We start from the raw sequence: 20014 nt of genomic DNA, 5'->3' as shown, positions 1-20014 counted from the left end.
ATTGAGCTGAATCAAGATTTGGCTCTTTTTCTTTTATGTTTATTATTTTTTATAGTGTGATTTGTTATATGAATAAGATATTAAAAGTAAGTTCATTTTTCATGCTTGTAAGTGTACAAGGTATATTTGCACAACAAACCAATGCTGAATCATTGAGCAACTTTGAAAATGGTTTGGTTGAAAAATACTATCAAAAAACCTGTTCAGGGCGTGGTGAATGTGATCAGTACAATGAAAAAATTTCCAGTGAAATTGAAAATAAAATAAAAAATGATTCATCGAGTTTTGCATATTCGTTTGCAAAACTCACTGAAAAAAATATGCTGGATATCCATTACAGTCCTGATCGAAAAATCAAATTTTATACGATGGACGTTTCTGCTGGGGGAACGATGAGAGAACCATATAGTTTAATTCAAGTGAAGCCAAGCAATGGTTTGGCGTCCCAAGAGTTAGCTCAAGTGGGATTTATCGATAAAATTGCGCAAGTCAAAATTAAAAATCAGGACGTTTATTTAGTCACCAGTCTATTTGTTAATAGTACTTGTTCAAGGGGCTATCGCATTCACTCCTTTGTGTTGAATAACGGCAAATTTGTCGCGCAACCCATTTTTGAAACCAAAACTCAAAAACTTGATTCAATTGGTGTTGAAAATGATTGTCAGGAATGGGAACGTTCTGCAGAAGATTTTATCCGTATCTCAAAAGACTTAAAAAATATCGATATATTAGTGGTGAATGCTTCAGGAAAACTGACCAATAACTATTTACGTTATCAAAAGACTCCACAGGGTTATCGTTACAGCGGTGTGGTCAAATAATTCAAAGAATAGTGAATTTAACAAGTTTAAGAGGCCTAGAAGCCTCTTAAACTCGAATCTTCTCAAGCTATTATTCGTAAGTGGTAATAATCACATCCACTAAATGCTCAATTCCTTCCATACTTTGTACGGCATTTTCAGTAATTTTAACGACTGGCCAAGTGATCAATTTACAGTTTTTACGTTGTAGCGCTGTATAGTAGGTGTCGGATTTTAAAAACACTTTACTCTTTAACGCAGAGTTCGGCATCAACTGACGTTTTAACCATTGTTCCTGAACTTGCGACTCTAGATAACGAATCGCTAACATCGATTTAACACGATGATTAAACAAACGACGGTTTTTGATAATCAAAGGGTGCGAGATTAACTTTTGAACCCCTTTTTCAGTTTGCGGTAAAATAAAAGCGGGTGTAATTTGAAACACTTTTACAAATTCAGCACTGTTTAAAACGTGGCCAAGATGGGTGACTGTAAGTTGGTTTGCACCAATAATTGCCACGTTTAAACCAGTAAAATCGGTGAGTTTAATCTCAGCAGATGCAATAATTTTACCTTTATAATGTTTAAAAAATTCAGGCTGATTTTGAAAAAAACCTTCATTTTGACTCTTTTTCCTATCGAGCATATTATTTCCTTTTTATACTAATTGGTCGCAGTGGGTTCTGACGTTAATTGATATATCCAACTTGGGACTTTAGGTAAAGACTTTTCAGGAATCTTGTCAGTCACGCTAACCATGGCATCAATCGGGATATGGAACCATTTTTTATTGCGATCTACTACATTTTTGCCATGAAATTGAATGATTTGAAACCACGGGTTACGGCGTCCTTCCACTGTTCTTCCGCCAATTTTCGAAAATTTATTCATTGCTGCATATAATTTTTCTTCAGGAAGTCCGAGCTTAATGACATTGTCACGCATTTTATTGATCAAGGGTAAGTAAGCCAAAATACCCAGCATCAAACGTGGGTCGACTACTCGTGCAGCCATTTGGGCAAGCTCAATGACGCTTTTATTGATCCCTTGTGCTTCCATTACACTGAAACCTACACCTAAATGCCGTGCTTCATCACCATTAATCAGTTCAAAGGCTTGGTGGCAAACAGGATCATCTACAGTATCCAATAAAAAGGTACATAAAGCGCCATCCAAAGCCACTTCAAGCATGGGAATCACTGCGCCTAAAATATAAAAAGGCATTTCATCGGCATAGGTATCTAGCCATTCAATAATTAAACGTAAATTTTTATTTGGTTTAGGGATATCACCATCTAACATTCCCCAACGTTTCATGAGCGCCATTTCTGCATTGGCATGGCGTTGCTCTTCGGCATGGAAGATGGCGTACATCTCCCGTAAAGTTGCTGTTGGCGCTTTTTTTGACATTGCCGAAAATGCACGGGCACCTACATGCTCAATCCACATCAGATCTGCCATAAAGTCTTTAAGTTTTGGCCATTGTTCGGCTGTAACCAGCTCTCGACCTGGTGCATCCCAATCAATATCGGATAAAGTCCATTGTGTGTTTTTGACTTTATCTAACATTTTTTCTAAGTCAATTGAAGCCATAGCAAATCTATCAAAAATAAGGATTTCATTGCATTTTATTTAATATTTCTGTGAATCAATTGGCAAAGATATTCATTGTGGAATGATGAAAAATATCAACGCAGTAATGGTTTGATTTTGAATGTGAAAATTTAGCTAAGTGATTGAGATAAAAAGAAAGACTTGTCATAAAAGGACAAGTCTTATCATTTGGAGCAATGGATTGTTTAACAATTAAAATTTATCTTCTGGTGTTTCTAGTTCTTTAACTTCAACTTGCTGAACAGGGTGGGGCTGAGGTAGTTCAGGCTGTGAATGCGTTCTGAGATATTCCAAGTCTCGAATATTCTTTTGTACAGCAACAGCACCGAAGAGACTAAGTAAAAAAGCCATGATATAAAAGCCTTTCTCACTGAATGCCATCGTCGCGTTCCATAAACCCAATGCGAGCAGAACAATACAGATCACCACTGAAGCCCAGCACAGTCCATAATAAATTGCTGTAACTTGCTGACCTTCAAGTTTATCCCGAACAACTTTTTGCAGTGAAACAGCAGAAAATAAACCATAAAGGATCAGGATTAAATAATAGCCTTTTTCATTTAATAGAATTTGTGCATTGAATAAACCGACACAGTAGGCTGCTGCACCAGCAAGTAAAGCCACCCAACTGACTGCAATAAAAGCAGGGGTGGGTTTATTGATATATTGGTTCATTGTTGTTCCTTATTACTATTTTACTGATTTTTATATGTTCTATTATGCTGATTTGAAATGAGATGGCAAATCTTTTCAATTTATTAGAGCTAATTCAAATAGAGTTTAATTACGAAGAATAATAAATAGTATTTTAAATCAATTGGATATTTAAGCTATAGAACAGTTAAATCAAAAAAAAACCAAAATGAAATTTGTCATTTCATTTTGGTAAAGAGGAAAACATGATTGATTTGTATTATTTTTTTAAATCCATCAACAAACTAAAGTTGTCTAGGCGCTTCTGTGTATCATAAATATCGCAAGTGAAAATAAATTCATCTACCTGATATTTTTCTAAAAGTTGCTTTAAACCGTTATTTACTGTCTCTGGTGAGCCAATTTTCGCCATACCCAAGAAGTTTTGTACGGACATTTTCTCTGATGCAGACCATCGGCCTTCCATTGTTGCTACAGGCGGTTTCAGTTTTAAACTTTGTCCTGTCAGTAATGCAAGAATACGTTGATACACACTTGTAGCTAGATACTCCGCTTCCTCATCGGTTTGGGCAACCACAGTAGGCACACCCATAGATACAAACGGTTTATCTAAATAGGCGGATGGTTCAAAATTGTCACGATAGAGCTGAATGGCTTGGCCTAACATTCTCGGTGCAAAATGTGAGGCAAATGAATAAGGAAGTCCTAATTTAGCCGCCAGTTGTGCGCTAAAAAGACTCGACCCTAAAAGCCATACAGGCACATGCGTACCTTGCCCTGGTGTTGCTTTAATTCTTTGCTGAGGTACTGCGTCCGCGAAATAGCTTAAAATTTCTAAAACATCTTGTGGAAATTGCTCTTCAGTTTCTTGACGACCACGTCTTAATGCACGCATGGTGGTTGGATCAGTTCCGGGCGCACGACCTAAGCCGAGTTCAATACGATTTGGATAGAGTGTCGCCAAGGTACCAAACTGTTCAGCAACAACTAAGGGTGCATGGTTGGGTAACATAATCCCCCCCGAGCCCACTTTAATATTTTTTGTATTGGCTAAGATGTAACCCAGCAATACAGCAGTTGCGGAGCTGGCGATACCGTCCATATTATGATGTTCAGCTAACCAAAGGCGATCAAAGCCCAATTGTTCTGCATGCTGGGCAAGTTGCAATGCATGCTTAAGTGAAAACTCAACTGTTTGATCTTCTCGAACAGGTGCGAGTTCTAGGATAGAGAACTTCGTATTCTTTAATGCGGTATCTGTTAAAGACGACATTTTTAAACTCGAAAATAATATATATCGAAATAATACGATATAAGTGTGCAAATGTATATCGAAAATTGTCGATATTTGGTGGTTTTGATGTTGATTTTATTGTCCAAAAACAAATTAAGCACCCGAAGGTGCTTGATTTAAATGATTGGATATTAATTTTGGACTGAAATTAATTTTTCCAATTATTCTTGTTTTTGTAGTGACCATAATGATTGCCATTGTCTTTACGATAGCCACGGTCATTGTAGCGATAATCAACATTACGGTAGCCGCCACGATCATATCGATCATTATAACGTCCATAACGGTTGTCATAGCGGTCATCATAACGACGGTCGTTACTGACTTTTTGACCTAATGCCGAACCGCCCGCAGCACCAAGACCTGCGCCAATATAGCCACCAGTTGAAGTACCCGTCACATTACGACCTACGGTATAACCACCAGCACTACCTAAAGCACCGCCAATGATCGCACCATTACGGTCACGTTTATTTGATGAAGCGCCTGCGCCAACACCACCACCGATTGCAGAACCAATCATAGCGCCTGTTGAACCACCCATTTGTTGGCCAATCGCAGCACCCACCACACCACCAAGTGCAGATGTTAATGCTGTATTGGTTGAGTTGCCTGCATGTGCAGTCGTCATCATTGTTGCTGCAATTACAGTTGCACCAAGGATTACTTGTAATTTCATTTTAAACTCCTGATCGAAGCTTCTTCGAATTCTTTAACTTGAGGCTAGAATAACGAAACATTTAGCAATAATTATGGATTTGAATGTAAGCAATTTCTGTGTTTTGTGTGTGGATTGTATTTCTTGCTCTTTAATTTATTCATATTACGTGAATGTTAAACTTAATTTTAAGTAAAACCTTATTTAGTACAATCAGTATTAACCTATAAATCATTACTTGTAGTTCTACAGGATAGACAGTTTATCTAAGATGAAACGATACAAAAAAAGCACCCGAAGGTGCTTGATATCGTTCAAGGATCAATTAGTGATGACGACGGTGTTTTTTGTAGTACTTTTTATTGTACTTACGTTGATCTGCATGGCGGTCTTGAGAAACTTTTTTACCAAGAACTGAACCACCTGCTGCACCAGCAGCAGCACCAATATAACCACCTGTAGTACCACCCATATTTTTACCTACGGTATAGCCACCAACACCACCTAAACCACCACCAATTGCAGCCGCAGTACGGTCTTTTCTATTGGTTGATGCAGCAGCACCACCTGCACCGCCCACTGCTGAACCAATCATTGCGCCAGTGTTACCACCGATTTGTTTACCTACAGCAGTACCAACGACACTACCTAGAGCAGAAGTTGCTGCAATACGTGTTGAGTTATCAGCATGAGCACTTACTGTAAATATTGAAGTTACTGCCAATACAGTACTAAATATGATCGTATTAAATTTCATGTGTTGCTCCATGTCCTTATCTGGACAGTTCTATCTCTATTCGATGTGGCAAATGTAACAAAAATTTTTCCAAAAAATGTGGAGAGGGATCTGAAAATTGATAGCGTTTGGTATCTGAATGTATGTTTTCTATTAAAAGTGATTTTAAAACACCCATATTAGTCAACAAATAGCATGAATAATGGAGAATAAAAGCATCTAATCAAAAATCATGCGGATCATCTTGTTATAAATTCTACAGCTTATCTTGATGGTGCTTATATAAATGTGTCATTTAAATGGCAGAATCGGTAAACTAGGCACAATTTTAGAATTTTCTTACCAATTTTAAATGGGCTGTTATAAAGCTCGATGTTTTTTGGTAAGGCTTAGCTTGAGAATGTATTTAAAATGAAAGAATCGTTACGTTTACGATTAGACCAACTTTGTGATCGACATGAAGAGTTAGAAGCATTATTGGCAGATGTCGAAGTCATTTCAGACAATAAGCGTTTTCGTAATTTGTCCCGTGAGCATAATGATTTATCAGAAATTACCGATGTTTGGAAAAAGTACAAGCAAGCTGAAGAAGATATTGAAACAGCAGAAGCAATGTTAACTGATCCAGATTTTAAGGATATGGCTGTTGAGGAAATCAAAGAGAACAAAGCTTTAATTGAACAACTTGAAGCTGAGTTGAATATTCTCATGATTCCTAAAGACCCAAATGATGCCAACTCGGCATATTTGGAAATCCGCGCTGGTACAGGTGGTGATGAAGCGGCGATTTTCTCGGGTGACTTATTCCGTATGTATAGTAAATACGCTGAAACTCAAAACTGGCGTATTGAGATCTTATCTGAAAATGAAGGTGAGCATGGCGGATATAAAGAGATTATCTGTCTAGTGAATGGTGAAGGTGTTTACGGTCGCTTGAAGTTTGAAAGCGGGGCGCATCGTGTACAACGTGTTCCAGCCACTGAGTCACAAGGTCGTGTGCATACTTCGGCATGTACTGTGGCAATTCTTCCAGAAGTTGATGTAGACACCACAGTAGAGATTAATGCTGCGGATCTACGTATTGATACTTACCGTGCTTCTGGTGCGGGTGGTCAGCACATTAACAAAACTGATTCTGCTGTACGTATTACCCATCTTCCAACAGGTACTGTTGTGGAATGTCAGGATGAACGTTCACAGCATAAAAACAAAGCAAAAGCGATGGCGTTACTGGCTTCACGTTTAGAGAATGCGAAACGTGCTGCAGCCGATGCAGCAACATCTGAAATGCGCCGTGATTTGGTAGGTTCAGGGGATCGTTCGGAACGTATCCGCACATATAACTATCCACAAGGTCGTATGACAGATCACCGTATTAATTTAACTTTATATAAGTTAGATGCAGTAATGGAAGGTGATTTGACTGAGCTACTTGACAGCTTACATCGCGAATATCAAGCAGATCAGTTGGCGATGCTTGCACAACAAAATGGTGGTTAATGAATATTGCACAGGCTTTGGCCTTACGTGGAGAAGCTGAAAGTTATGAGCGTCAAGAAAATGCTTGGTTACTTGAGCATATTTTAAAAATTGATGCTTTTGATTTGTCACTTAAATCTACGCAAGAATTAACTGCTGAGCAAGAACAGCAATATGTTGAGGGTCTAGCGCGGATTGCTGCGGGTGAACCCTTGGCTTATGTAACTGGCTCACAACCATTTTGGACTTTGGATTTAACCGTTACCAGAGATACTTTAGTTCCTCGTCCAGATACTGAGGTATTGGTTGAAACGGTTTTAAATCTTGATTTGCCTGAAGATACTCGTATGGTTGATTTAGGTACGGGTACAGGTGCGATCGCATTATCGCTGGCAAGTGAGCGTCCAAATTGGTCTATTATTGCCACAGATATTTATGAACCGACTTTAGAAGTTGCTTTACATAATGCTGAAAAGCATGACTTGGGGCAGGTCAAGTTTTTTATAGGAAGTTGGTTTAAAGCTTTGAATCGTCAATTTTTTGATGTGATAGTTTCTAATCCACCTTATATTGATGCTGATGATGAGCATATGCCGCATCTTGCTTCTGAGCCTGAAAGAGCTTTGGTTGCTGAGCAGCATGGTTTGGCAGATATTGAACATATTGTTCAGCAAGGTAAAAAATGGTTGGCTACTCAAGGTTGGATCGTGCTTGAGCATGGTTATGATCAAGCTGAAGCGGTACAAAACATTTTTAAAGGTGCTGGTTTTAAACAGGTCAGAACTGTTAAAGACTATGGCGGTAATGATCGTGTCACGTTAGGTCAGTGGCCAAATTAGCTTTGCATTGCTATATCTAAAAAGACTTTGTTGGATGGCGGTGGTTGCGCTTATCCAACAAAGTCTTTTTTATTGGCGAATAAATAGTATTAAAAGAATTTGACCTATTCAAAATTTTAAAGATTGGGTTGAAATATAGCCTTTAGAAAAACCAGCTAAGTCAAATTACTTTTCACCAATTGAATCGGCTCTAAGAGTTTTTCACCCAGAGAGCTGTGCATTTCTCTTTCAATTAAACGAGTAATTGAATCTAAAGGTAAATCATTTTCTTGTAGGCCAAATGGTTCTTCAAGCTGAGCACTCAAAGCATCTAGTCCCAAAAATAAATAAGCAATTAAACTGACGATGACGGGTGTCCAAATCCCTAAACTTGCTTCTAAACTAAACGGCAAAATCAAACAAAAGCAATATACTGTGCGATGTAATAAGACTGAATAAGAATAGGGCAATGGGGTGGTTAGAATACGATCGCAGCCTGCCTGAATATTACCCATAGCAACAATATGATGATTTAAACCTTGATAGATAATGTCAGAAATTTCACCTGATTTAAGTGATTGCACTAAAGATTTTTGGATTTCTTCTAAAACAAATTGTGCAGCATTAAGGTGGTTTGCCAGTTGGCTAAAGCTTAATTCATCTAAATCTACTTTATTTTTATAAAATTCAATAGATTGATTTTGATTGCGTAAACGATTTCTTAATAAACGGGTAAATAGCATCACACGATACATTAAAACTTTACGCTGGTTTTCTTGTAAAACATGTGTGTCACGAGAAAGATGGCGTGAGGTTGCAATCAAAGCACCCCAGAGTTTACGACCCTCCCACCAACGATCATAACATGCAGTATTTCTAAAGCTTAAGAAAATAGAAAGGATAATCCCGAACACGGTAAACCCAATTGCAGGTACAGCAGGAATTGTAAAATAGTGATGTGATGATAGGTAAACCAGAACTGTCGAGATCAGCACAACAAAAGTTAATGCGGGTAAGACTTTGGGAAGAATGGTGCCGTGCCAAGCAAAGAGAAGTGCGAAGCTGTTACTTTTATCACGAATGATCATACTGTCTACCTTACTATTACTGTGACAGTGTTTCATAGAGAAAAGCAGAAATGCAAGTTGCAAATAAGCAATTTAAAAAATACGGCTGATCAAAAGCCGTATTTTGAGCGGTTTATGTTCTCCAACGTAAAAACCAGTTTTCAATCAATTTCATCAGATTGTCAGTGAGTTTACCAAGGACAGCCAGCAAGATAATCGCAATAATCACAATATCGGGCCGTGAGGTTTCTCGACCATCACTGAGTAGATAGCCGATACCTTGTGTCGCTGCAATCAGTTCTGCTGCAATCATAAACATCCACGCTAGGCTTAAACTGTTTCTTAGTCCAACGAGAATTCCAGGAGATGCAGCAGGCAGAACAATTTGGAAGATACTTTGTAGATAGGTCAGACGGTATACTTTTGCCACTTCTAACAACTTTGAATCAACACCATGTATGGCAGATACGCTATTGGTATAGGTGGGAAAGAATGCACCAATCGCGATTAAGGTAATTTTTGAGGCTTCATCAATGCCTAACCACAAAAGCAATAACGGAATCCAAGCAAGGCTTGGAATAGACTTGATCGCTGAAAATGTAGGTTCTAAAAAATCTTCAATGTGTTTGTTTAAACCCACTGCAATTGCAAAAATGAGTCCCAATAGGCTACCAATAAAAAATCCTAAAAATACACGCCAAGTACTGGTATAGATATGGGTAAATAAATCACCTGCGGCAAGCTCCTTGAATGAGTCAACTAAGCTACTTGGGGCAGGGAGCAGATAAGACTCAATCCATCCAAAACGAACTAAATACTCACATAATAAAATGAGCAACAATGGAATCGTAATTCCTTTTACCCATTTTAAAACATTGGCCTTAAAGGCAGGTTTGTTTAAACCCGCCTGCGTTATACGTACATTTGATTCGCTTTGCGTCGATTGAGCATGTGTAGACTTTGTCATTACTTCTCAGCAACCTTGCCAATGACCTTTTGCGCATATTGGTTGTCAAATAGTTGATCCACAACTTGATTTACATTGGTGCCTTTTCGAACCAGTTCTTCTTCAGTCAAAATAGTCCCTGCTTTCTTTAGCGCATTAAGATGTTTCGCGGTTGGAATGTTTTGATCTAGATTGGTTCGGCTCAATTGCAACTTCGCCACTTCAAGTGGTAACTTTGCTTCACGTGCTAATAATTCTGCAAGTTTATCTGGATTGGCTTTTGCCCATTTACGTGCTTGTTCATAAGCTTTAATTACAGCCTCAACTGCTTCTGGACTTTGAGTGCTAAATTGATCTTTTACACTTAACACACTGTAACTATTAAAAGCGATATTGCGATAGAGCAGTTTTGCACCTGATTGCAATTGTGCAGATGCCATCAGTGGGTCAAGCCCAGCCCAAGCATCTACCTGACCACGTTCTAAAGCTGTTTTTCCATCTGGATGTTGTAGATGTACCAATTGTACATCGCGTTTATTTAAGCCAACGGTTTCAAGTGCTTGAAGTGTAAATAAGAATGGGTCTGTCCCTTTGGTTGCAGCAATTTTTTTCCCTTTGAGATCTTTTAAGGATTTGATTGCTGAGTTTTTTGCAACGACTAATGCAGTCCATTCTGGCTGGCTTTGGATATAAACCGTTTTAATCGGACTGCCATTGGCACGACTTAATACTGCTGCTAAACCTGCGGTAGAGGCGAAATCGATACTGCCACTGTTTAAATATTCAAGTGAACGGTTACTGCCTTGGCTAAACACCCATTTGACCTCTGTTTTGGGTAATGCTTTTTCTAACAGCTTTTGTTCTTTAACCACTAAACTTGTTGGGGCGTAATAGGCATAGTCTAATTTCAATGTTGTTGGGATGGCTGCAAAAGAAGACATTGCGGTTAAGCTTAAGGCTAAGGTGGAAACTAAGCGCGTCATTTTTTTGCTAAAAACTTTCATACATACCCCATAAAATTCAAAGAGAAACACAGAGCTAGATATGTATATTTTTTAGGGTGAAAGTACAAAAAAGAAAAACAGATATTCACTTCTTAAAATATGAAATGTAAAAAATATTAGTTTAACTATATGAATAAATTTATGTTTTTAAAGTATGCATATTAGCTTGTTGAATAGATGATTATTGAAATGAGTTATAAAAAAATATTCTAATTAAATTTTAGTCATTAGACATAAAAAATGCCTCTATACAGAGGCATTTTTGGATTGGGCAAATTAAACTGGATAATCTTCCAGACTGTCTGCAATTTCAACTTGGTCTAATGCATTGGTTTCAAGTGCCAGACAAAGCGCAACAATTTTTGCAGTATCAGCAATGTTTTCTTTTTTCATTGCTAAGCCTGATTGAATTGCATCTAATCGCTCTTGGTGAATATCAAGTGCTTGTGCGACTTCTGCAGCATCATTGGTTTTGAAAAAATCATTCATAGCATGTTCAAAGTCATGATCTGAAGCTTTTAAAATACCTTCGATAAGCTCATCTAAATGTTCAGTTTGAGCCGAAAGGGAATGGATAAAGTTTTGAACTAGATTTTGCTCTAGTACATCAATCATCTTAATCATGTTAGTGACCTAAAAGTGATTAAAGGGGAGGAGGGTACCACAGGAAATAAGCAGAAAACCTGCTTTAAATTGGGTAATAAATATACCATTATTGATTAATTTGCAACCTTATTCAGATAAGCTGTAAATATCGAGCTTGCATTTATATTGATATGTTTTTTATTATAATTTTGATTTTAAATAAATTTCCCTAAAGACTGAGATTTTGTTTAACGATGTTATCAAGGTTGTTTGGGTTCTCTATAAGCACCTGGACTTACCCCAGTCCACTTTTTAAATGCGCGATGAAATGCACTGGCATCCTGAAAGTTCAACAGCTCACTGATGTCTTGTAAGGTATGTGAGGTTTTGCCAAGCAGTTCAATCGCCATATCTCGCCGTATATCATTTTTGAGTTGTTGGTAACTGCTGCCTTCATTTTTTAAACGGCGTTGTATAGTGGCTTCTGAAATATTGAGCTGTGCTGATAGTTCACCGAGTTCTAACCATTCAGCAGGAGCAATAGAAAGTAATTGCTTACGAATCATTGAACTTAAAGCCAAAGGATTCTTAAATCTTAATAGTAGATTTTCAGGGGTATTTTTAATAAAACCATACCAAGACTTTTGATCGCGTTTGATTTGAATGTTTAAGTAGTTTGCATCGAATTGCAGATAATTTTCATCTGTTTGGTAAGTAATATTTTCACAGAATCGCACGCGATAATCGCTGTCATCTTCAGGGGGCGTGCATTTTAATTGTAATTGATTGAGTAAAATTCTTTGATCTGCTAACCAACAGATCAAACTGTGAATCAACATAATATAAGTGGCATAGCAGAACATACGCTTGGTTTGTAATTTGTCTGTAATGACAATGTATGCATAATTTTCATCTATAATTAGCTTGCTGGAGAAGTCATCCAAGACAAAATTAAAATATTGCAAAATTTGTTCGATTGCTGTGTGTAGCGTATCCGATTGCATGACCATTTTAGACAATAATTTATAACAACCGCGTCGCATCTGATGCGAGTCCATGCCAAAGAACTCATCATTCATATGGTCTGCTATTTTAGTCCACAGTTTTGCATAAGCGGAAACAGCAATACGTGATTTGGCTGCCTGAAATATTTCCAGTGGTATTTCTGCATCATGCAAAATCTGCTGTATATCATAGCCCTTATCTTGGGCACGGCTCAGCGCTTCATGTACCAGCGCAATTGAAATTGTGCCTTTGCTTTCACTGAATTGTTGATTGTTCACAGTGTATTCCATTATCTTGTGATACGTGTTTTGTGACTAAAGTTTTCCAAAAAGATGTTTAAATTGTCCAAATACATCATACAGGATGCAACTTTTGGAAATTGTACTCAAGCTTGACTATGTTTACTCTGCATCTTAAGTCGAAAGTGGGTTTAATTCATCATTTAAACTGCTCAATTCAAACAATGAACTAGGAAAATAAAATGAAAATTGAAGGAAAAGTTTTTGTTGTGACTGGTGGTGCATCTGGATTAGGTGCCGCGACAGCCACACATTTGATTGGTCAAGGTGCGAAAGTGATCATGGTGGATATGAATCACCAGCTTGGCGAAGAAATGCAGAAGCGCTTAGGTGAAAAGTCCAAATTTGTTCAACTTGATGTGACCGATGAAGTTGCTGTTGAACAATTCTTTAAAAATGTGGAGCAGGATTATGCTCAATTAAATGGCTTAATTAATTGTGCAGGGATTGGCCCATCCGCCAAAGTACTAGGTAAAAATGGCATCCATGCTTTAGACGCATTTCAAAAAGTATTGAATATTAATGTCGCAGGAACATTTAACATGCTACGTTTTGCCGCAGATGTCATTTCTCGTTATGCGTTACCAGCAGGTGAAGAAGATCGTGGTGTGATTATTAACACTGCTTCAGTGGCTGCGTTTGATGGCCAAATTGGTCAATCCGCTTATGCTGCATCTAAAGGTGCTGTTGTTGCAATGACATTACCTTTGGCGCGAGAACTTGCGCAACATGCCATCCGTGTGATGACCATTGCGCCAGGGATTATGGAAACCCCAATGTTGAAATCATTACCACAAAATGTTCAAGATGCGCTGGGTGAAATGGTGCCTTTTCCTAAACGCCTTGCGAAGCCTGAAGAGTTTGCACAGCTTGTTGGTCATATTTGTGAAAATAGCTATTTAAATGGTGAAACAATTCGATTAGACGGCGCAATCCGTATGCAGCCAAAGTAACCTGGTCTAATCCATCTGCTTATTTCTAACTTTGCTTTAACACAAGCAATAGCAAACTTTTAAAAAATTGAATACTGCCTGACATGATCTAAACCATCATGTTAGGCAGACTTTAGCCTAAATTTATACAAACAACGAGATTTTTATTGGTCGCTGATCATGATTGCAGTGATTTAAAATTTAAAAGTGCTGAGAGGGATGCTCAAATGATTCTCAATGATGAACAAAAAATGGTTCAGGAAATGATGCGAAATTATTCGCAGAATAAACTTAAACCCACAGCTGCTGAACGTGATAAAACTGCAAAATTTCCTCAGCAAGAACTCAAAGAGTTGGGTGAACTGGGTGCATTAGGCATGACTGTGTCTGATCAATGGGGTGGCGCAGGTTTGGACTATATCTCCTTGGTGACGGCAATTGAAGAAATTGCTGCAGGAGATGGTGCAATTTCAACCATTGTCAGCGTACAAAATTCTTTGCCTTGTGGAATTATCCAAAAATATGGGACAGACCGACAAAAACAAGACTACTTAATGCCATTGGCAACAGGTCAATGGCTTGGCTGTTTCTGTTTAACGGAACCACAGGCGGGTTCAGACGCAGGTGCTTTGCTATGTAAAGCAGAACGTGATGGCGATTCGTGGGTGATTAATGGAACCAAACAATTCATAACTTCTGGACAGCACGCACAAGTGGCGATTGTGTTTGCAGTTACGGATAAATCCGCAGCAAAGAAAGGTATTTCTTGTTTTATCGTTCCAACCAATACAGAAGGTTATATCGTTTCTCGGATTGAAGATAAAATGGGACAACATTGCTCAGATACCGCAACAATTGTTTTTGAGAATTGTCGGATTCCTGCTGAGAATACATTAGGAAATGAGGGTGAAGGATATAAAATCGCCTTGTCGAATTTAGAGTCAGGTCGCATTGGTATTGCCGCTCAATGTGTGGGAATGGCACGAGCGGCGTTGGATGCTGCGGTTGAATTTGCCAATCAGCGCAAAGCTTTCGGAGTGGAGTTGGTACAACATCAGGCTGTGGCATTTCGCTTAGCTGATATGGCCACTCAAATCGAAGCAGCACGGCAGTTGATTTACCATGCCGCAAGTTTAAAAGATGCAGGTTTAGCTTGTCTAAAAGAAGCATCAATGGCGAAGTTGTTTGCATCTGAAATTGCTGAAAAAGTCTGTTCAGATGCGATACAAATTCATGGTGGTTATGGCTATGTTGCTGATTTTCCAGTAGAGCGAATCTATCGAGATGTTCGAGTCAGTCAGATTTATGAAGGCGCTTCCGATATTCAACGTTTAGTTATCGCAAGAGCGGTGATTCAGTAAGTTCAATTGTAGATTAGCGCATCAAAATTCTATCTCAAGACCAGCTTCGCACTGGTCTTTTTTATTTTAAAGCCTTCCACCATGACAGTAAAAGCAGATGTTCAAAAACTGCAATACAATTGAGGTATTTGGAAATTGTGTGTGATTTCTAATCATGGTTATCTATACGCATAGGAACACATGTTGAATGATTCAACATTTTTAGAAAAGCTAGAAAGCAAAATATGGAACCGCACATCGAGATGATTTGTGCTGAAAATACAAGGATATTGCCATGAAAACATTGGAACAAGCCTACCAAGAATTCGATTATGAAAAACTCATCAATGAGCAACTGGTTGGCAACCCACAGTCAATCAATGCCTATATCGAGTGCTGCGAGCGTTTTGTCGGTTTAAATAAAGTGGCTTTGATCTGGGAAGGCAAAAACGGTGAGTCTTCACAATGGACCTTTGAACAACTGGCACAAGCATCAGGAAAATTAGCCAATTATTTACACTCGCTAGGCATAAAAACAGGCGATTGTATTGCTGGCTTATTACCACGGACTCCAGAACTATTGATCACCATATTGGCAACTTGGCGTATCGGAGCAATTTATCAGCCCTTATTTACCGCCTTTGAATCAAAAGCGATTGAGCATCGCGTAGCAACAGCCAATACCCAACTGATCATCACCAACAGTGAGCAACGTCCCAAACTAAACGGGATTGAACTTCCACATATTCTGACTGTTCATCCACAAGATTTTGCAGCAACAAAAGATGCAGATTTTTGGCAAGAACTAGCAGGTCAATCAGCTGAATGTGCACCCGTCATGTTGAGTTTTGCTGATGATTTTTTAATGATGTTTACCTCGGGAACAACAGGTTTGGCAAAATCCGTTCCAGTGCCATCAAAAGCAATTTTGGCCTTTAAAGAATATATGCGTCACGCTGTTGATTTACGTGAAGATGATTCATTTTGGAACCTTGCGGATCCAGGTTGGGCATATGGTCTATATTATGGTATTGCTGGCCCATTGGGATTGGGACACAGTATTATCATGGATGAACGTGCATTTAGTGTCGACAATGCTTTGGAAATTATTCAAAAATACCAGGTCAGTAATCTTACGGGTTCACCCACAGCATTTCGTATGTTCTTCGGCTTTAAAGAAAAATTTAATATTTCGATCAAAGCACATTTACGTGCAGTCAGCAGTGCAGGTGAACCTTTAACACCTGAAGTAATTCATTGGTTTAATCATGACTTGAATGTCAATATTTATGACCAATATGGGCAAACAGAATTAGGTATGGTGATTGGTAACCATCATGCTTTAGCACATGCAATAAAAGTCGGCTCAGCAGGTTTTGCTAATCCTGGTCATCGTTTTGCAGTGTTAAATCAAGACAACCAAGAAGTTGAACGAGGTGAGATTGGAACGCTAGCAATTGACTTCTCTCAATCGCCACTCACATGGTTTAAAGGTTATGGTGGAAATAATCGTAAATCCTTTGTTGGTCATTATTACTTAACTGGAGATACGGTTCGTTTGAATGAATTAGGTGGGGTTGACTTTATTGGTCGTGCAGACGATGTCATTACAACTTCAGGTTATCGTGTTGGGCCATTTGATGTAGAAAGTACCCTTTTGGAATGTGTTGAAGTTTTAGAGTCTGCCGTTATTGGTAAACCTGATCCAGAAAGAACAGAGATCGTAAAAGCTTTTGTTGTACTCAAGCCTCAGTTCACGGGTTGTCACCAATTGAATGCTAAATTACAAGAATATGTACGTTCTCGATTATCTAAGCACTCTTACCCACGTGAAATTGAGTTTGTTGAAAGCTTACCTAAAACATCTAGTGGCAAAATTCAACGTAATTTATTGAAGCAACAAGAAGTGGCTAAATTACAGCAAATGCAATTGCAGGATTAATATCTTTTAAAGTTCCATGCTTTGCACCCGAAAGGGTGCTTTTTTTTATGATCAGCATAAGATCTCGTATTTCTAAGGTCCTTATAACAATTTTAGTCCACTTTGCCTGTGATATATTTTGTCTAAACAATAAATGGATTAAATAGAATGATTCAAATTCACGATATTGTCATTAATAAAAATTAATCTGCTTTAAATTTCAACAAACGTTAAAAATTATGCAAAATTTAAAACCACATACACTTTGTTTAAGCCTTGCATTATTGGGCTGTTCATTTCCAAGCTATGCACAATTGATGTTTAGCCAATACATCGATGGCACAGTAAATAGAAAAGGATTAGAAATTTATAATCCAGATGGCAGCACTGTAAATCTTGCAGATTATCAAATTGAACAATATACCAATGGGGCAACGAGTAAAACAGCAACTTACACCTTAGAGGGAAATTTAGCCAGTAAGGCAAAATTTATTATAGGTCGTACCGAATTACAGGCAGAACTTGGCACTAAAGTGAATCAGGTTGCTGGTTTGTCATTTAATGGCGATGATGCCTTGGTCCTTGTGTATAAAGGCACACCTGTAGACCGTTTTGGACGGATTGGGGACAAACCAGCAAATGGTGGCTGGGGAACAATAATCACCAGCTATCAAAATAGCCTAAGCAGAATAAAAAATAAAAATGATGTCAGCGCTGTAGATCCCAATAGTGCCTTTGATTTGGACAGTGAGTGGAGCAAATGGTCAGATCGTAATGCATTCAGTAGCTATTTAGGTACTGGTACAACGACACCGCCAATCACTGCAATCAGTTGTAGTACTGCTGATACTGCAATTGCAGATTTACAATCTGCGGCACAAAACCAGCAATATGTGGTTCGAGGTGTTATCACAGCGGATTATCGCTATCAAAATGGATTTTCAGGTTTCTATATTCAAACCCCTGACAGTAAAGCGAAAGCAAATTTAAGCAATGCGATCTTTGTCTATCTCCCTGCTGCAAGCACAATTACTGGCGGTAAAGTGGGTGAAGAAGTGATTCTGAAAGGGCGTTTAACCAATTATGAAAATCAATTGCAAATTGATCAACTGAGCAGCAATATTCAGACCTGTAATAATCAAGCCGCAAGTCTGGTAAGTTCTACACCGATTCAACTACCATTTTCAAGTTTAACCGATGCTACAGGCAATGCACCTAAGCGCTATCAAGGTATGTTGGTGAAAATTCCTCAAACCCTAACGGTTAGCGAGAATTATGATTATGGTCGATATGGTCAATTGTCTTTAAGTTTGGGACGCTTATATATCCCAACCAATTTATATCCTGCGAAATCCAATGAAGCGGTTGCTTTAGCAAAACAAAATTTATTGTCTAAGATTATCTTGGATGATGGTTATAACAATCAAAACAGAACACCATGGTTGCCACAAACATTTAATGCGGCAAACACTTTACGTACAGGCTATCAGCTTAAAAATGTTGAAGGGATTTTGGAATACCGTTTTAATGCTTGGCGTATTCAACCAATTCAAAACAAAGCTTTGCCTGAGGTTGTCAAAGACAGCAATCTGCGGAATTCAACCGTCTTGGCAAAAGAGAGTAAACAGGTTCGTGTTGCCGCATTTAACGTCTTAAATTATGACAATTCTCCGCTGATTGGTGTTAAACCAGATCGTGGTGCAAACACCGAGACAGAATTTAATCGTCAACATGCCAAAATAGTCAGTGCGATTAAAACCATTGATGCAGATGTTTATGGCTTAATGGAAATTGCCAACAATGGTTATGGCGAAAAAAGTGCTGTGAATTACTTAACCAAAGCTTTAGGTGCAGATTGGAAATATGTCATCCCACCGAATATGGATAAGTTAGGTACTGACGTGATTGCAGTTGCGATTATTTATAATAGCAAACGTGTAAAAACTGTTGGTAATCCTGTGGTATATGATGATTTGACACAGAAAAACCGAGTCACGATGGCACAAAGCTTCCAAGCGGTAACGGGAGGAAAAACCTTTACTGTTGTACCAAATCACTTAAAGTCTAAAGGTAGTTGTCCTGAGGATAAAACCTCACCAGAAGCAAACCAAGGTGATGGTCAAGGCTGTTGGAATCCGACTCGTGTCACTGCAGTACAAAAATTGATTCAGTGGATTGCAACCAACCCAACCAAAGCTGAAAAGCCAAATTATTTATTGGTCGGGGATATGAACAGTTATGCCAAAGAAGATCCAATCTTGGCATTTGAAAAAGCCAACTACAAAATATTGCTAAATGATGAAAAAGTAGGGCAAGGTAAAGCTGCATATAGCTATGTGTTTGGTGTGGCCAGTGATGCAACCGGGAATGGTGGTGCGGGTAATTTAGATCACGCAATTGCAGATGCAAACTTATACCCAATGGTTAAACGTACTTTTGCATGGCATATCAATGCTGATGAACCAACAGCATTAGACTACAATGAAGAATATAAGACTGAAGAACAAATTGCTTCTTTCTATGCGCCAGATGCTTTCCGTTCTTCTGATCACGATCCAGTTATTGTTGATTTAGATTTAAATGAATCAAGTGCTACTACAGGTGGGCATAAGAGCAGTGGGGGCAGTACGGGACTGTGGTCTTTATTTGGACTGATGTTGCTTACAGCGAGCTCAGTATTAGCGCGTTCTAAAAAGAAATCCTAATACGCTGATATCTTTTTTAAAGAGAGACTAGTGATCTAGTTTCTCTTTTTTTATGCTTTTATAAAACTATAGAACATAAAAAATTGCACCAACTGATTTAAGACTGAATCTCTCCATAGATCAAGCGAATGATATTGGTCGGAATTCTATATCA

The 20014-nt window shown here is 38.4% G+C and carries 18 protein-coding genes; 7 read left to right on the top strand and 11 right to left on the bottom strand.

Going from position 1 to position 20014, the window contains the following annotated elements; translation table 11 throughout:
* Positions 1 to 68: 68 nt before the first annotated feature.
* A complete protein-coding gene (locus tag GJV03_RS02175) occupies positions 69 to 821 on the top strand; it encodes a hypothetical protein (RefSeq protein ID WP_228129018.1) in 753 nt (250 codons plus the stop codon).
* 70 nt (positions 822 to 891) lie between these two features.
* Here GJV03_RS02175 and GJV03_RS02170 read toward each other — a convergent pair whose 3' ends face one another.
* The 6 genes from GJV03_RS02170 to GJV03_RS02145 all read right to left on the bottom strand — a co-directional run bounded on the left by GJV03_RS02170 (position 892) and on the right by GJV03_RS02145 (position 5780).
* Entirely contained in the window at positions 892 to 1449 is a 558-nt protein-coding gene (locus GJV03_RS02170) for a hypothetical protein (RefSeq protein ID WP_004719366.1), read from the bottom strand.
* A 17-nt stretch (positions 1450 to 1466) separates the two neighbouring features.
* Positions 1467 to 2396: a ferritin-like domain-containing protein gene (locus GJV03_RS02165; RefSeq protein ID WP_004719369.1), complete on the bottom strand. Its 930-nt coding sequence runs from the start codon at positions 2394 to 2396 to the stop codon at positions 1467 to 1469.
* Positions 2397 to 2609: 213 nt separating this feature from the next.
* Positions 2610 to 3092 (bottom strand): inner membrane protein YiaA, encoded by a 483-nt coding sequence (yiaA, locus tag GJV03_RS02160; protein ID WP_056512647.1) that lies wholly within the window; start codon positions 3090 to 3092, stop codon positions 2610 to 2612.
* A gap of 238 nt (positions 3093 to 3330) precedes the next feature.
* Positions 3331 to 4344, bottom strand: coding sequence for an LLM class flavin-dependent oxidoreductase (locus GJV03_RS02155; RefSeq protein ID WP_154129368.1), 1014 nt, complete (start codon positions 4342 to 4344; stop codon positions 3331 to 3333).
* Positions 4345 to 4513: 169 nt separating this feature from the next.
* Positions 4514 to 5044 carry a glycine zipper domain-containing protein gene (locus GJV03_RS02150; RefSeq protein ID WP_154129367.1) on the bottom strand — a complete coding sequence of 177 codons (531 nt, stop codon included), beginning with the start codon at positions 5042 to 5044 and terminating at the stop codon, positions 4514 to 4516.
* Positions 5045 to 5348: 304 nt separating this feature from the next.
* Entirely contained in the window at positions 5349 to 5780 is a 432-nt protein-coding gene (locus tag GJV03_RS02145; RefSeq protein WP_004822418.1) for a hypothetical protein, read from the bottom strand.
* 390 nt (positions 5781 to 6170) lie between these two features.
* On the opposite strand from GJV03_RS02145, the gene prfA reads away from it, so the two are divergent.
* Both prfA and prmC read left to right on the top strand, forming a co-directional pair.
* Positions 6171 to 7259: a peptide chain release factor 1 gene (prfA, locus tag GJV03_RS02140; RefSeq protein WP_004719378.1), complete on the top strand. Its 1089-nt coding sequence runs from the start codon at positions 6171 to 6173 to the stop codon at positions 7257 to 7259.
* Entirely contained in the window at positions 7259 to 8077 is an 819-nt protein-coding gene (prmC, locus tag GJV03_RS02135; protein WP_004719380.1) for a peptide chain release factor N(5)-glutamine methyltransferase, read from the top strand. Before prfA ends, prmC begins: the two co-directional genes overlap by 1 nt.
* A gap of 155 nt (positions 8078 to 8232) precedes the next feature.
* Here the strand turns inward: prmC and GJV03_RS02130 are convergent, their stop codons facing one another.
* From GJV03_RS02130 to GJV03_RS02110, 5 genes are all read right to left on the bottom strand, one after another.
* Positions 8233 to 9144 (bottom strand): bestrophin family protein, encoded by a 912-nt coding sequence (locus tag GJV03_RS02130; RefSeq protein ID WP_096734414.1) that lies wholly within the window; start codon positions 9142 to 9144, stop codon positions 8233 to 8235.
* Positions 9145 to 9256: 112 nt separating this feature from the next.
* Positions 9257 to 10090: an ABC transporter permease gene (locus GJV03_RS02125; protein ID WP_105713734.1), complete on the bottom strand. Its 834-nt coding sequence runs from the start codon at positions 10088 to 10090 to the stop codon at positions 9257 to 9259.
* Entirely contained in the window at positions 10090 to 11052 is a 963-nt protein-coding gene (locus tag GJV03_RS02120; protein ID WP_252720670.1) for an aliphatic sulfonate ABC transporter substrate-binding protein, read from the bottom strand. The genes GJV03_RS02125 and GJV03_RS02120 overlap by 1 nt, the downstream gene beginning before the upstream one ends.
* A 297-nt stretch (positions 11053 to 11349) precedes the next feature.
* Entirely contained in the window at positions 11350 to 11697 is a 348-nt protein-coding gene (locus GJV03_RS02115) for a hypothetical protein (protein WP_004719389.1), read from the bottom strand.
* A 221-nt stretch (positions 11698 to 11918) separates the two neighbouring features.
* Positions 11919 to 12953, bottom strand: coding sequence for an AraC family transcriptional regulator (locus GJV03_RS02110; protein WP_154129365.1), 1035 nt, complete (start codon positions 12951 to 12953; stop codon positions 11919 to 11921).
* A 191-nt stretch (positions 12954 to 13144) separates the two neighbouring features.
* On the opposite strand from GJV03_RS02110, the gene GJV03_RS02105 reads away from it, so the two are divergent.
* From GJV03_RS02105 to GJV03_RS02090, 4 genes are all read left to right on the top strand, one after another.
* Positions 13145 to 13915, top strand: coding sequence for a 3-hydroxyacyl-CoA dehydrogenase (locus GJV03_RS02105; protein WP_004719394.1), 771 nt, complete (start codon positions 13145 to 13147; stop codon positions 13913 to 13915).
* 206 nt (positions 13916 to 14121) lie between these two features.
* Entirely contained in the window at positions 14122 to 15255 is a 1134-nt protein-coding gene (locus tag GJV03_RS02100) for an acyl-CoA dehydrogenase family protein (RefSeq protein WP_154129364.1), read from the top strand.
* A gap of 274 nt (positions 15256 to 15529) precedes the next feature.
* Positions 15530 to 17176 (top strand): AMP-binding protein, encoded by a 1647-nt coding sequence (locus GJV03_RS02095; RefSeq protein WP_154129363.1) that lies wholly within the window; start codon positions 15530 to 15532, stop codon positions 17174 to 17176.
* 218 nt (positions 17177 to 17394) lie between these two features.
* Positions 17395 to 19860, top strand: coding sequence for an ExeM/NucH family extracellular endonuclease (locus GJV03_RS02090; protein ID WP_154129362.1), 2466 nt, complete (start codon positions 17395 to 17397; stop codon positions 19858 to 19860).
* Positions 19861 to 20014: the final 154 nt, after the last annotated feature.

The organism is Acinetobacter sp. RIT698 (assembly GCF_009668065.1).
GTDB lineage: Bacteria > Pseudomonadota > Gammaproteobacteria > Pseudomonadales > Moraxellaceae > Acinetobacter > Acinetobacter guillouiae.
The sequence above is the reverse complement of the archived record's forward strand: the minus strand, read 5'-3'. Positions and strand labels throughout refer to the sequence as shown.